The sequence below is a fragment of the Pseudomonas sp. TE4620 genome (assembly GCF_056279045.1).
Genome location: NZ_JBWBQO010000001.1, coordinates 3,066,875 through 3,082,672 on the forward strand (window position 1 = coordinate 3,066,875; position 15,798 = coordinate 3,082,672).

The window sequence follows — 15,798 nt, forward strand, 5'->3', positions numbered from 1 at the left end:
CAGACCCTCATTAGGAAATTAGCTTTTCAAGTTCATCTCCAGTTAAACGTTTGAGGGCCTGCAGAGATTTAGCCAATTCGTCTTCCAGCGGCGAGCTCTGCGCCTGAAGCGTTGCCACCAGCGTACAGAAAGCCTTGAAGTCGCGGGCCTGAAACAATTCACGCAACGGCACTTCGAGGTTCACCTGCTCACGGATGCGGACAATCACCTGGGTGGCCAGCAGCGAGTGCCCGCCAAGGCTGAAGAAGTCATCGTCGAGGCCAACCTGGGGCACCTGCAGTACCTCTTGCCAGACCGCTGCCAGTTGCAACTCGAGCGCGCTCTGCGGGGCGCGATAGCGGCGTGATCCCTGCAATTGGTCAGGCGTCGGCAGGGCCTTGCGATCAAGCTTGCCGTTGGCGGTCAACGGCCACGCCGCGAGGAAGACCATGTGGGTCGGCACCATGTACTCGGGCAGCGCCTGCAACAACAAGCCGCGCAAACGCTCCACGGCCTGAGCTTGATCCTCGGCGCTGGCCAGGGCGATGTCCGCGCGCGAAGCGATCAGGTAGGCCACCAGTTGTTGCCCGGCCACGCCCTGGTGCGCCAGGACCAGGGCCTGGTCGACCTCTGCCAGGGCTTGCAAACGCTCCTGGACCTCGCCCAGCTCAATGCGAAAACCACGGATCTTCACCTGGTGGTCGGCACGCCCGGCATACTCGACCGTGCCGCTGGCGGTGAAGCGCGCCAGGTCTCCAGTGCGATAGAGACGCCCGCCGGGGTTGCCGAACGGATCGGGAACAAAGCGGCTGGCACTCAAACCACCGCGATTCAAATAGCCACGGGCCAGCCCCGCGCGCCCGACATACAACTCACCCACACAGCCGTGAGGTACCGGGTTGAGGTCGCCATCGAGCACGTACCAGGACAAGTCGCCAATCGGTTCGCCAATGGGGCTGCCCTGGGCACTGCCCAGATCAGCCCTGGACAACGGTCGATAGGTCACGTGCACCGTGGTCTCGGTGATGCCATACATGTTGATCAGGCGCGGTGCCTCGTCACCAAAGCGCTCGAACCACGGCGCCAGGCTGCTGACCTCGAGGTTCTCGCCGCCAAACACCACATAGCGCAAGGCCAGGTCCAGCGTCCCGGCGGGCGCGGCGCAGGCAACCTGGGCCAGCACCTTGAACGCCGAGGGGGTCTGGTTGAGCACCGTGACCCGCTCGCGCTGCAGCAGCGCCAGGAACGCCTCGGGCGAGCGGGCAGTGTCCTGGTCGACCATGATCAGCCGGCCGCCGTGCAGCAAGGCACCAAAGATTTCCCACACCGAGAAATCGAAGGCGAATGAGTGAAACAGGCTCCACACATCGGCACTGTTGAAGGCGAACCACTGCTCGGTGGCCGCGAACAGACGCACGACGTTGGCATGCGCCAGCAAGGTGCCCTTCGGTAGCCCGGTCGAGCCCGAGGTGTAGATCACATAGGCCAGGTTGTCCGGGTCGAGCTTGAGCTGCGGGTTGCTGCAATCACCGTCATCCGCCACGTCCAGCAGCAGGGTTGGTACGCCTTCCGGCACCGGCAGCTGCGCCAGCAATTGCTCCTGCGCCAGCAACATCGACATGCCGCTGTCCTGCATCATGTAGGCCAGGCGGTCCTGCGGGTAGTTGGGGTCGAGCGGAACGTAGGCGCCACCGGCCTTGAGGATGGCCAGCAGGCCGACGATCATCGGCAGGTCGCGGGTCGCCGCCAGGCCCACCCGGACATCGGCCCCCACCCCCATGGCAATCAGCCGATGGGCCAGCTGGTTGGCGCGGTTGTTGAGCTGGCCGTAGCTCAAGCGCTGCTCACCGCGCGACACCGCCAGCGCATCCGGGTTGCGTTCGACCTGGGCTTCGAACAGTTCATGGATGCAGTGGCGCACAGGGAACTGTTGCGGCGCCGGGTTCCAGCAGCGCAGCGTTGACTGCTGTTGCGCCGGATCGAGCAACGCCAGCTGGCCCAGACGTGCCTGCGGGTCAGCGGCCACCGCCCGCAGCAGCGCTTGCCAATGCCCGAGCATCTGCTCGATGGTGGCCGCGTCGAACAGGTCCGTAGCGTAGTTGAGGCTGGCGCCAATGCCTTGCGCGGATTCATGGGTGGTCAGGGTGAGGTCGAACTGTGCATCCTGGCTGTCCTGGCCAACCGCCTCGACCTGCAGGGCCAGCGCGGCCTGAGGCGCCGCGCCCGGGGTGTCGCTGCGATGATTGAACATCACCTGGAACAACGGGCTATGGCTCAGGCTGCGCTCCGGGTGCAGGGCTTCGACCAGTTGTTCGAAGGGCAGGTCCTGGTGCGCCTGGGCGCCCAGCGCCCGCTCACGAACCTGGGCCAGCAGCTCGCTGAAACGCAGGTGCCCGTCAACCTCGGCACGCAGTACCTGGGTATTGACGAAAAAGCCGATCAAGCGCTCGGTTTCCGGGCGGTTGCGGTTGGCCACCGGTACTCCGACGCGAATATCCCGCTCGCCGCTATAGCGCGCCAGCAGCGCCTGGAACGACGCCAGTAACAGCATGAACAGCGTTGCACCCTGTTGCCGCGCCAGCCCTTGCAGTGCCTGGCTCAGGTCGCTGTCCAGCTGTATCTCCACACGTGCACCGCGAAAGCTCCTGCTGGCCGGGCGCGGCCGGTCGGTGGGCAGCGCCAGCACCGGCTGCTGATCGCCCAGTTGCTCAAGCCAGTAGGCCAGTTGGCGTTCGCGCTCACCAGCTTGCATCCAGTGCCGCTGCCAGATCGCATAGTCACTGTACTGCAGCGCCACTGCCGGCAGGCTGCAAGGCTGTCCTTGCAAGCGGGCGCTGTACAGGGCCACCAGCTCCTCGACCATGACCTGCATGGAGCGCGCATCCGAGACGATGTGATGCTGGGTCAGCACCAGCACGTGATCGTCGTTGCCCAGGGTCAGCAGCTTGATCCGCAACAAGGGCCCTTGGCGCAAGTCAAACAGCTGCGCGGTTTCGGTACCGATGAACTGCCTGAGCGCCTGCTCGGCCGACTGCCCCGGCGGCACACTCAACGGCTGCACCGCAATGCGCAAATTGGCCTGGGCATCAATGACCTGGCAAGTGCCCCCTTGGGCGTTCTGGACAAACCGCGTGCGCAATGTGGCATGCCGCGCGCCCAGCAGGTCGAAGGCCTGCTGCAGGCTGGCGATGTCCAGCGGGCCACGTAGACGCAGCGCGGTGGGGATGTGGTAGGCGGCGCTGTCAGGGTCCAGTTGCCAGAGAAACCACTGGCGCTCCTGGGCAAAAGACAGTGGCAGTTGTTCGAACTCATCGCTCACCCGCGGTATCGGCAGGTTGGCGGGCGAGATGCCCTCTGCCTGCATTTTTTCCAGGTACAGCCGGCGTTTTTCCAGCGGCAGAAGAATGAAACGCTGAGCAATCTTCAAGGCGACCTGCTGATCCATCAGATGGCCTCCATTTCGTCGAGCAACGCATCGAGCCTGCTGAGTTTGTCACTGTTCAGCGAAGACCCACTCTGTTCCAGCTCGGCGACCAAGGCGCCGAGGACCGGGAATTGAAAAACCGTTTGCGCTGTCAGTTTCATACCAAGCTCAAGTTGAATTCGCGACACGACGCTCACCACCAGCAAGGAGTGACCGCCCATCTCGAAGAAGTTATCGTTCATGCCAATCCGCTCGACCTGCAGCACCTGCTGCCAGATCTGCGCCACCTGGCAGGCCAGCTCAGTGCTTGGCGCAATGAATTCGCTGCTGCCAACCTGGCTGTCGACTGCCGGCAGCGCCTTGCGGTCAAGTTTGCCGTTGGGGGTCAGCGGCAACTGTTCAAGGAACAGCACGTGGGCTGGAATCATGTAGTCGGGCAGGTCGGCTCGCAGCGCGTGCCTGATGGCTTCGCCGGCCTGGGCGTAGGCGCTTGGCGCAAGGTCGCCATCCACCACCAGGTAGGCCACCAGGTGCGCGCCCCGCGCCCCCTGCAGCGCCAGCACCGCAGCCTCGCGCACCTGGGCCAGGGCCTGCAGGCGTGCTTCGACTTCGCCCAGCTCGATGCGGAACCCGCGGATCTTGACCTGATGATCCAGGCGGCCGATGTACTCAAGCTCGCCGTCGTCGCGGTAGCGCACCAGGTCACCACTGCGGTACAAGCGGGCGCCGGGCACGCCGAAGGGATCCGGCACGAATTTCTCGGCGGTAAGACCCGGGGCGCAGCAGATAGCCACGGGTAACCCCGTCGCCGGCCAGCAGCAACTCACCGGCCACCCCAAGGGCGGTTGGCTGCAAGCGGCCATCGACGACGTAGGCGCGGGTGTTGGCCAACGGCCGGCCAATACTCGGTGTGCCGCCAGGGTGACGGCGCGTCCAGGTCGAGTAGGTGGTGTCTTCCGACGGTCCGTACAGGTCGTAGACGTGCTCGATGGTGCCGCTGGCATACAGCTGCTCCACCAGCGCCTGCCTGAGCGGCTCGCCGGCCAGGTTGACAATGCGCACGCCCGGCGGAATCTGCCCGGCACGCTGCAGGGCCGCGACTGCCGAGGGCACACTGTTGAGCAAACGTACCCGCTCGCGGGCCGCCAGCGTCGGCAGCTCCAGGGCATTGCGCGCCATGATCACCTGACCGCCATTGGCCAGGGTGACGAACAGCTCCCACACCGACAGGTCGAAGCAGATCGACGTCGACGCCAGCACACCCTGGATATCTTCCTGGCTGTAAACCTGCTGCGACCACTGAATCAGTGCGCCGACGTTGCGATGGGTAATCGCCACGCCCTTGGGTTTGCCGGTGGAGCCGGAGGTATAGATGACATACGCCAGGTTCTGCGCCGAGACCGCTGTCTGCGGGTTGCCAGGCGTGGTCGCCGCCTGCTCGCCATAGCCACGCTCCACCGGCACGACCTGAACGCTGGCGGGCACGCTGAGGTGCTCCAGCACCTGCTGCTGGCTCAGCAGGACACGGGCGCGACTGTCTTCAAGCATGTAGGCCACACGCTCGGCCGGGTAGTCGGGGTCCAGCGGCACATACGCACCACCTGCCTTGAGCACCGCCAGCAAGGCCACCAGCATTTCACTCGAGCGCGGCATCGCCACGCCGACCCGCACCTCGGGGCCCACGCCAAGCTCGATCAAGGCACAGGCCAGAAGATTGGCCCGCTGGTTCAACTGGGCATAACTGATGTGCGCCTGACCGTCGATCAATGCTGTTGCGTCAGCCCTGCGCGCGGCCTGCGCTTCGATATGCTGATGGATACAGCGCTGGTGAGCAAAGGCCAGGGTATTGCTGTTGCAGGTTTCGAGCAGCAGCCCGCGCTCGCTGCCGGTTAGCATGTCCAACTCGCCGAGGACCCGTTGCGGCGCCTGGCAGAGTTGCTCGAGCAGGTTGTCCAGGTGGCTGGCGAGACGCTCGATCTGGGCATCGCTGAACAACGCGCAGGCATAGTTGAACTGCAGCACCAGCTCCTCGCCCGTCGAAACCAGCAAGGTCAGCGGGTAGTGCGTTTGCTCGTGGCTGTTGAGCCGGCCGAAACGCAAGTCCTGGGTTGCGCCCTGCTCCAGGGCCTGCGACACCGGGTAGTTCTCGAACACCAGAATGTTGTCGAACAGCGATTCAGCACTGTGTCCGGCCCAGCGTTGAATGTCGAACAGCGGGGTATGTTCATGCTCGCGCAGGCTCAGGTTTTTCGCCTGCAGCGCCTGCAGGAAGCTGCCGACGCTTTGCTCCGGGCGCGGCGTGGCGGCAACCGGCAGGGTATTGATGAACAACCCCATCTGCCGTTCGGCATCAGGCAGTTCGACCGGACGTCCGGCTACCGTGGCACCGAACACGACCGTTTGCTGGCCGCTATAACTCTGCAGCAAGAGTGCCCAGGCGGCCTGAACCAGGGTGTTGAAGGTCACCTTCTGTTCGCGGGCAAACCCATGCAAGCGTTGGCTGCGCGAGCCTTCCAGCACGTGCCGGTACTCGCGCTGGTGGCGGTTGCCAGCGTCATGTGCCGTGCTTGCGGTCAGCCGGGTTGGGCCGACCAGGTCCTGCAGTTGCGCTTTCCAGAACGCTTCACTGGCCTGCTCGTCCTGAGCCTGCAGCCACTGGATATAGTCACGGTAACGGCCGTGCAGCGCAGCCGGTTGCTCGCCACGATAGCGTTGCAGCACCTCCCCCATCAGTTGTGAATTGCTCCAACCGTCCATAAGGATATGGTGGCTGGTGTAGATCAGCTGGTAGCGTTGCCCGTCGCAGTGCACCACATGCAGGCGCAGCAACGGCGCGCAGCCCAGGTCGAAACCGCGCTTGCGCTCACTGGCCGCCAGCGCGCCCAGCGCCTCGTCCAGGTCGGCACGCTGACGCCAGTCAAGAACGGTAAAGGGCACCTCCACCGATGCTTGCACTGCCTGCAAGGGACGTGCGCCAACGCCCTGCCAGATGAAACGGGTTCGCAGGATGTCGTGGGCCTGCACAGTGGCCTGCCAGGCGGCGGCAAAAGCCTCTACATCGAGGCCGAAAACCTCGACGCTCATCTGGTTGACGTAACTGCCCTGCTCGCGACCATCGAGGGCATGGAACAACATGCCCTGCTGCATCGGTGACAGCGGATAGAGGTCTTCGACTGCGCTCAGGTCCAACTGATCGAGCTGTGCCTGAGTCAGTTGCGCCAGGGCAAAGTCCGATGGCGTGGCGCCCTGGCTGCGTGGGTCACAGCAATGGGCGACCAGCGCTGCCAGTTCCTGCTCATAGTCATCGGCCAGGCGCTGCACCGTCGAGGCAGCGAACATTTGCGTGCTGAACGTCCAGCCGATACTCAGCTCGCCATCAAACACCCGGCCATTGAGCATCAACCAGTTGGCCAGTGGAACATCAGCGCCCTGCTCGGCCCCCCGCGCTTCGCCAGTCGGGGTGAACAGTGCCGCGTCGTCGGTAAAACTGCTGTCGAACTGGCCCAGGTAGTTGAACGTGATGCGCGGCACCGCCAGCCCTGTGAGCCGGGCGCGATCGCCTGGTTCAGCAAAATGGCCGAGCACGCCATAGCCCAGCCCCTTGTCGGGGATCGCGCGCAACTGCTCCTTGACGGTTTTCAGGGTCGTACCCAGGTCATCACGGGCACTCAGGCGCACCGGGAACAGGCTGGTGAACCAGCCAACCGACCGGGTCAGGTCAATGTCATCGAAGAGGTCTTCGCGGCCATGCCCTTCCAGCTGGATCAGCGTATCGGCCTGCCCGCTCCAGCGCGCGATGACCCGCGCCAGCGCCGCCAGGAGCACATCGTTGACCTGCGTCCGGTAAGCATTCGGCGCCACTTGCAGCAATTGCCGGGTGAGCCCGGCATTCAGGCGGGTGACCACGCTGTGGGCGTAACGGCTATGCAGGCTGGCGTCCGGATCGTCGCAGGGTAGCGCACTGCCCGACACCGACAATTGCGCCTGCCAGTAGTCGACCTGCCCGCGCACGGCCTCGCTTTGGGCATAGCGCTGCAAGCGTGCCGCCCAGGCCTGCACCGAACTGGTCTTGGCCGGCAGGTTGCCGGGCGTGCCCGCCAGGGCACTGGCGTAGGCTGCCTGCAGGTCCTCAAAGAGGATGCGCCAGGAAACCCCGTCCACCACCAGGTGGTGGATGACCAGCAGCAAGCGCTGCTGCTGGTCAGGCAGGTCGAGCAGCAACGCTCTGAGCAGCGGCCCCTGTGCAAGGTCGAGGCTGCACTGGGCCCGTTCACAGGCTGCGGCCAGTTCGCTTTGGTCGTGCACGCTTGCCTGCCACAGCAGCCCTTCGCGCCGCCAGTGCTGCGCCTGTTGTTGCAGGCTGCGGTAATCGGCCCGCCATTGCCCGTCTGCCGCGCTGAAGTTCAGGCGCAACGCGTCATGATGCTGCACCAGCGCTTGCAGGGCCTGCTCCAGTGCTGGCGCCTGCAGGCGTTCGGCGGGCTTGAGCAGCACCGACTGGTTCCAGTGCTGGCGTGTCTGCATGTCTTGTTCGAAGAACTGCGCCTGGATCGGCAGCAACTGCACCCGCCCGCTGGCTGGCCCCTGATCGATCTCAAGGGCCGCGGCGCCGGTTGCCGCAACCGCCGCCAGGCTTTGCACGGTCTGATGCTGGAACAGCTGTTTGGGAGTGAAATGGATACCCGCCTGACGCGCGCGGCTGACCACCTGGATGGAAATGATCGAGTCACCGCCCAGTTCGAAAAAGTTGTCGGTCAAACCGACGCGCTCGCACTTGAGCACGCTTTGCCAGATCTGGGCAATCTGCCGCTCCAGCTCCGCCACCGGTGCCACATACTGCTGGCTCGGTTCCAGGTCAGGTGCAGGCAGGGCCTTGCGCTCCAGTTTGCCGTTGGGGCTGAGTGGCATCCGCTCGATCAACTGGATGCGAGCGGGCACCATGTAGTCGGGCAGGTTTGCCTTCAAGTGCTGGTCCAGCGCCTGGCGCCAGGCGCCTTGCTCGGCCTGGGCGCTGGCAAAGTCCGCGCTCGGTACCACATAGGCCACCAGGCGTTGGGCGGCGTTGTCGCCCACCGCCAGCACCGCGGCCTCGCGAACCGACGCGTGTTCGACCAGGCGTGCCTCGATTTCGCCCAGCTCGATACGCAGCCCGCGAATTTTTACCTGGTGGTCGATGCGACCGGCATATTCGATCACCCCATCGGCACGGTAGCGCGCCAGGTCACCGGTGCGGTACAGGCGCTGAGCAGCGTCGAACGGGCTGGCGACGAAACGCTCGGCGGTCAGTCCTGGACGCAAATGATATCCCCTGGCCAGGCCTTCGCCGCCAAGGTACAGCTCGCCTATCACCCCCGCCGGCAGCAATTGCAGGCTCGCATCGAGAATCCAGGTTTGCAGGTTGGCGATCGGCTCACCGATCGGCACGCTGTCCCCCGGCTCTTCCCGGCAGGTCCAGTGGGTGACGTCGATGGCCGCTTCAGTCGGCCCATACAGGTTGTAAAGCGCCGCACCGGGCAACTGGGCAAAAACTTGCGCCTGGGCATCCACCGGCAGTGCTTCGCCACTGCAGACTATCCGCTTGAGCGAGGTACAACAGGCCACCGCCTCGTCCTGCATGAACGCCTGCAACATGGACGGCACAAAATGCAGGGTGCTGACGCCCTGGTTGCGGATCAAAGCAACCAACCTTGCAGGATCCCGATGATCGCCGGGCTCGGCGATGACCAGGCGGGCACCGAACATCAGCGGCCAGAAGAACTCCCAGACCGAGACGTCGAAACTGAACGGGGTCTTCTGCAGCACGACATCGTCAGGTGTCAGGCCGTAAGCCTGTTGCATCCAGTTAAGGCGGTTGCTCAGGGCCACATGGCGGTTACCGGCGCCCTTGGGCTTGCCGGTCGAGCCTGAGGTATAGATCACGTAGGCCAGGTTCTGCGCATCAGGCGTGCACGGCACTGGCGCCATGCCCTGGGCGGGTGTCAGTGCCTCGGGCCGGTCCAGCAGCAAGGTCTGCAGACTGCCCGGCAGACTCAAGCGCTCGAGCAGTGCCGACTGGGTCAGCAACAGCCCGATACCGCTGTCCTCGATCATGTAGCTCAGGCGTTCGGCGGGGTAATCGGGGTCCAGCGGCACATAAGCGCCGCCGGCCTTGAGCACCGCCAGCAAGCCGACGACCATTTCCAGGCTGCGTTCGGCAGCGATGCCGACCAGCACCTCCGGGCCCACGCCTGCGCCAACCAGGCGCTGGGCCCATTGGTTGGCCTGCAGCTCCAGCGCCGCGTAGGACATGGCCTGACCGGCGAAGACCAGGGCAGTGGCCGCGGGCGTGCGCTGGGCCTGGTCGGCAATCACCTGGTGCACGCAGCGCGAGTCGGCATAGTGCTGCGCGGTATGGTTCCAGCCGTCGATAACCTGGCGTTGCGCGCATTCACCCAGCATCGGCAACTGGCCAAGCGGCTGATCGACCTGCTCGACAAAGCCTTGCAGCAGTTGGGTCAGATGGCCGCACAGGTTCGTCACCGCAGTGTCATCGCACAGCGCCCGGTCGTAGCTGAACTGCAAGGTCAGCACCTCGCCGAGCCCCACCGCAAGGGTCAGCGCAAAGTGCGTCTGCTCCTGCATCTGCACCTCGCCGAACTGCAGCCCTTCAGGCGCACCTTGTTGCAGCGCATCGGCAATAGGATAGTTCTCGAACACCAGGATGCTGTCGAACAGCGGCTCGCCCGCCCGTCCAGCCCACCGCTGAATATCGGCCAGCGGCACCTGCTCATGTTCACGCAGCGCCACGTTCTGCGCCTGGACCTGTTGCAGCCAGTGCCCGACGCTGAGCTCTGCAGCCGGGCTGGCAATGACCGGCAGGGTGTTGATGAACAGGCCAACCTGCTGTTCGATGCCGGCAAGCTCCGCCGGCCGCCCCGCCACCGTGGCACCCAATGCCACGGAAGGCTGGCCGGTATAGCGCTGCAGCAATACCAGCCAGGCTGCCTGTACCAGGGTATTGAGGGTGACTTTCTGTTGCCGGGCAAACTCGCTCAAGCGAGCGCTTTGCGCCGGCGTCAGGCTCGCCTGGTACTGGCCCTGACCGCTAGCGGCCTGCCCGTGCGCGCCAGCCAGGGCTGGTGCCAGCAGGGTCGGCGCGGCGAGGTCAGACAACTGCGCCTCCCAGAACACGCGGCTGCGCGCATCATCCTGCGCCTGCAACCAGCCGATGTAATCGGCATAACGCCCAGGCCGCGCTGGCACGGCGTGCCCTCGGTAACGCTGGAGCACTTCGCCCATCAGCAACGAGCTGCTCCAGCCGTCCATCAGGATGTGATGACTGGTGTGGATCAGGTGATAGTCATGCTCGCCGCTACGCACCAACAGCAAACGCAGCAATGGCCCGCAGCTCAGCTCGAAACCCCGTGCGCGCTCAGTGTCCGCCAGTTCCTGCAGGTCCTGGGCACTGCCCGGCCGCCCGCGCCAGTCAAGGACCTCAAACGGCAGCTCGACCTGTTTGAGCACCACTTGCACAGGTTTGTCGGCATCGTCAGGCCAGATAAAACCACTGCGCAGCACTTCATGGGCCTGCAGGCACGCCTGCCAGGCATCGCGGAAGCGCTGCAGATCCAGCCCGCGAATATCCACGCGCAACTGATTGATATAGTCACCCGACCCCTGCTCATAGAGGGAGTGGAAAAACATGCCCTGCTGCATCGGCGACAGTGGATAGAGGTCCTCGATATCCGCGCCATTGCACGCCAGCCGGTCCAGTTGCGCCTGGCTCAAGCGCGCCAGCGCGAAGTCGGACGGGGTAACCCCACGGTGGCGTGGATCACAGCAATGGCTGATCAGGCTGCGCAGCTCGTCGGCATACTCATCGGCCAGCGCCTGCATCTGCGCGCGGTCGAACATCTGCTCGCTGAAAGTCCATTCCAGGCTGAGCTCGCCCGCGTAGACCTGGCCGTTCAAGGTCAGCCAGTTGCTCAACAGTGCCTGCGGGCTGCGCTCCTCGCCCTTGTCCTCGGTGCTGGGGACAAACAGGCCTTGCCCATCGGCAAAACTGGCATCGAACTGCCCCAGGTAGTTGAAGGTGATCCGCGGTTGCGCCAGGCCACGCAACTGCAGGCGCGTCGGCTCATCGGCCAGATAGCGCAGAAGACCGTAGCCGATGCCCTTGTCAGGCACCTGGCGCAGTTGCTCCTTGATCTGCTTGATCGATTGCCCAAGGTCGTCGCAAGCCGTCAGACGCAGCGCAAACACGCTGGTAAACCAGCCCAGGGTCCGGCTCAGGTCGATATCGTCAAACAGCGCTTCACGGCCGTGGCCTTCCAGGCGGATCAAGGTATGCCGGTCGCCGGTCCAACGGCTGATGACACGGGCCAGGGCCGTCAGCAGCAAGTCGTTGATCTGCGTACGGTAGGCAGCAGGCGCCTGTTGCAGCAACTGGCGCGTCGCGGTGCTGTCGAGCCGGGTCTGGACGCTGCGGGCGTGACTGGCCAACAGGCTCGCCTGCGGGTCACGGCATGGCAAGTCGTTGGCGCAGCTCAACTGCTCACGCCAGTAAGCCAGCTCGGTGTCCATGCGCCGCTCGCGGGCTCGCACCTGCAAACGCTCGCTCCAGGCCTTGAGCGAACTGGTCTTGTCCTGCAAGCGCAGCGCTTGGCCAGCCATCAGCTGCTGGTATGCCTGCTGGATATCCTCGAGCAACAGGCGCCACGACACACCATCGACCGCCAGGTGGTGAACCACCAGCAGCAGCCGCTGCGAGCCATCGGCCAAGGTTGCCAGCAACCCGCGCAGCAGCGGCCCGTGCTGCAAGTCCAGACTGCGCTGAACCTCGTTGCAGCGCGCGGTCAGGGCCTGCTCATCCGCCACGTCAGCCTGCCACAGCAATGCCGCCGGCAGGCGCGTCAACGCACCGTAGGTGGCCTGCCAGCTACCGTCGGCCTGGCGCTGGAAGTTCAAGCGCAGCGCATCGTGATGCACCACCAGCGCTTGCAGCACCTGCTCCAGCAGCTCGGCTTGCAAGGGCGCTCGCGGTTGCAGCAGGACCGATTGGTTCCAGTGCCCAGGGGCCTGCAGTGACTGCTCGAAAAACGCCTGGGCAATCGGCAGCAATGGCACCTCACCGACCACCGGCGCTTGTTCGAAGCGCTGCACACCACCCAGCCGGGCGACACTGGCCAGGCCCTGGACAGTCTGCTGCTGGAACAGATCGCGCGGGGTGAAATGAATGCCGGCCTGGCGTGCGCGGCTCACCACCTGAATGGAGATGATCGAGTCGCCACCGAGCTCGAAGAAGTTGTCCTGACGACCAATGGCCTGGCGCTTGAGCACCGCCTCCCAGATCGTTGCAATGCGCTGCTCCAGCTCATTGGCCGGTGCCTGATAATCTTCCTGCGCGCGCTCCAGGCCGGGCTGCGGCAAGGCCATGCGGTCGAGCTTGCCATTGGCCGTCACGGGCAGTTGGTCAAGCAGCACCACATGCGCGGGCACCATGTAGTCCGGCAGCACTGCGTGCAATTGCTCGCGCAGCTGGCTTGGCGGGGTGCCAGCGTCGGCGACCACGTAGGCAACCAGCTGTTTGCCAAGGCTGGCATCTACGGCCAGCACCACCGCTTCGCGCACCGGTACCAGGGCCAGCAACTGCGACTCGATTTCCCCCAGTTCGACACGCATGCCGCGGATCTTCACCTGGTGATCGATACGGGTAACAAACTGCAATTCGCCGTCAGCCCCCCGCCGCACCAGGTCACCGCTGCGGTACAGGCGTGCGCCCGGGCTGCGGCCGAACGGATCGGGGACAAAGCGCTCGGCCGTCAGCCCAGGGCGGCGGTGATAACCACGCGCCAGCGCCGCGCCGCCGATGTACAGCTCACCGATGGCCGCCGGGGCCAGCACCTCAAGACCGCCACCGAGCACGTACAAGGCGGTATCAATCAGCGGCCGGCCAATGCCTACCCGTGTATCGCTGGCGGTTGCGCGTTGGCTGTGGCTGGCATTGATGGTCGCCTCCACGGGCCCGTAACGGTTGTACAAGGCTACGTGGGGCAGGCGTTGCAGCACCTTGTGCTGCAACTCACGGGACAACGCCTCGCCACCACTGAACAGATTGCGCAACGACGTACAGCCTTCAAGCCCAGGGGTTTCAATGAACGCCTGGAGCATCGAGGGAACAAAGTGCAAGGTACTGACCTGATGAGCCTGGATCAGCGCCAGCAAACGCTCCGGGTCTCGCTGGTCGCCCGGTTGCGCCAGCACCACCGGCGCACCACAGGTCAACGGCAGCAACAGCTCCCAGACCGAGACATCAAAACTGCTTGAGGTTTTCTGCAGCACCGCGTCTGCGGGGCTCATGGCATAGGTATCGCGCATCCATTGCAAGCGCCCGCTCAAGGCCCCATAGCGATTACCCGCCGCTTTCGGCCGGCCGGTGGAACCGGAGGTATAGATCAGGTAGGCGAGGTTCTCGGCCTGCTGCACAATCGGCAAAGGCTGGTCGCTGCACTGCTCCAGAGACGAATCATCAAGCAACTGCACAGGCAACGGCAGGTCGCCGGGCAGGCGCGAGAGCACCGGCGCCTGGCTCAGCAGCAGGGCGATACTGCTGTCCTCGATCATGTAGGCCAGGCGCTCGCGCGGATACTCAGGGTCCAGCGGTACATAGGCGCCACCGGCCTTGAGCACGGCAAGCACGGCCACGACCAACGCCATCGAACGCTCGACGGCGATGCCCACCAGAACGTCCGGCCCAACCCCCGACGCCCGCAGGCGCTGGGCCAGCCGGTTGGCCTGGGCGTCGAGCTGCGCATAACTCAAGGTCGCCTCGGCAAACACCAGCGCGGTTGCCTGGGGCCGGGTTGCGACCTGCTCGGCGATCAGGCTCAGCAGGCAAGCCGGGACGCTGGCTTGCGGGTCATTGCAGGCGTCGAGCAACTGACGAGTCTGGGCATCGTCGAACAGCGACTGTTCCGCCAGGCGCTGGTGCGGCTCGGCAAGGCAGCGCTCAAGCAGGTAACGCCAGTGCTCGCCGAGCCGCTCGATGGTGGCTGGCTCGAACAGGTCACAGGCATAGGCCAGCGACGCCTTGAGTATCCCGCCCTGGTCCTCGGTGTTGAGGGTCAGATCGAAACGCACCGTGTCGCTGCCTCGATCGAGCGCCTCGACGGTCAATCCCGGCAGGCGCCACTGGTCAACCGCCGGTTGCGCCACCTGGTGGTTGAACATCACCTGGAACAGCGGGCTCTGGTTCAGGCTGCGCTGCGGCTGCAAGGCATCGACCAGGTGCTCGAACGGCAGGTCCTGATGGGCCTGGGCCTCGAGCACGCGCTGCTTGGCCTGCTGCACCAGCTCGACGAACGACATCTGCCCATCGACCTGTGCCCGCAGTACCTGGGTATTGACGAAGAAACCGATCAGCGGCTCGACCTCGGCCCGTGTCCTATTGGCGATCGGCGTGCCAATGCGGATATCCGATGCGCCGCTGTAGCGATGCAGCACCGCCTGAAACGATGCCAGCAGCACCATGAACGGCGTCGCGCCCATGCTCGCGGCGAATGCGCGCACCGCTTGCGAAACGCTCTCGGACAAGGCAATCGGCACCCGTGCGCCACGTGCACTGCGCGACGCCGGGCGTGGGTAATCGAGGGGCAGCTCGAGGTTGACCGCCTCCTCTCCAAGGTTGGCTTTCCAGTACGCCAGCTGCCGTTGCGCTTCACCGGCGTCCAGCCACAGGCGCTGCCAACGTGCATGGTCGGCATACTGCACGGCCAACGGCGCGGGTACGGCCTGCTCGGCGTCCGCGACCAGGCGCGCATAGCCGTGGGTCACTTCTTCGACCAGAATCGGCAGGGACCAGGCATCACAAACGATGTGATGGGTGCAGAACAACAGCACATGTTGCTCGGCATCCAGCCTGAGCAGCGTGGCCCGCAGCAACGGCCCCTGCTCCAGGTCGAAGGCTTGCCGGGCCTGGCGTTCAATCTCCTGATCCGCCAGTGCCTGGCCGTTCTCGCCGCTAAAGTCGAGCAGTTGCAGTTCAAAGCGCGCAACGGCCTCGACCTGCTGCAACACCTGGCCGTCCTGCAGCACAAAACGGGTGCGCAGGACTTCATGGCGGGTCACCAGCGCCTCGAAGCTTTGCCGCAGGCTTTCGACATTCAACTGTCCGCGCAAGCGCAGCACGGCCAGTTGGTTATAGGCCGTGGAGTCCGGCTCCAGTTGCCAGAGAAACCACATCCGTTGCTGGGCATGCGAGGCGGGTGTCGCCTCGCTGGGGTCTTCGCGCCGGGGAATCGGCAGGCTTTCCAGCGACAGGCCTTGCTCAAGCATGCGCGCCTGCAAGGCGCGCCGTTCAGCAGCGGAAAAACGGGTGAAGCGCTCAGCCAGCGCCAGCATTCGTTGCTCAAGCATGC

General features: G+C 64.8%; 3 protein-coding genes. All 3 read right to left on the reverse strand.

Annotated features, from left to right (window positions below; translation table 11 throughout):
- Window positions 1–10: 10 nt before the first annotated feature.
- Genes ACZ9A3_RS14220 through ACZ9A3_RS14230 form a run of 3 tightly spaced genes read right to left on the reverse strand, consistent with a single transcriptional unit; the run spans window position 11 to window position 15,796 of the window.
- Window positions 11–3,424, reverse strand: coding sequence for an amino acid adenylation domain-containing protein (locus ACZ9A3_RS14220; RefSeq protein WP_476252833.1), 3,414 nt, complete (start codon window positions 3,422–3,424; stop codon window positions 11–13).
- Window positions 3,424–4,155 (reverse strand): phosphopantetheine-binding protein, encoded by a 732-nt coding sequence (locus ACZ9A3_RS14225; protein ID WP_476252834.1) that lies wholly within the window; start codon window positions 4,153–4,155, stop codon window positions 3,424–3,426. The genes ACZ9A3_RS14220 and ACZ9A3_RS14225 overlap by 1 nt, the downstream gene beginning before the upstream one ends.
- Entirely contained in the window at window positions 4,106–15,796 is an 11,691-nt protein-coding gene (locus tag ACZ9A3_RS14230) for a non-ribosomal peptide synthase/polyketide synthase (protein ID WP_476252835.1), read from the reverse strand. The genes ACZ9A3_RS14225 and ACZ9A3_RS14230 overlap by 50 nt, the downstream gene beginning before the upstream one ends.
- Window positions 15,797–15,798: the final 2 nt, after the last annotated feature.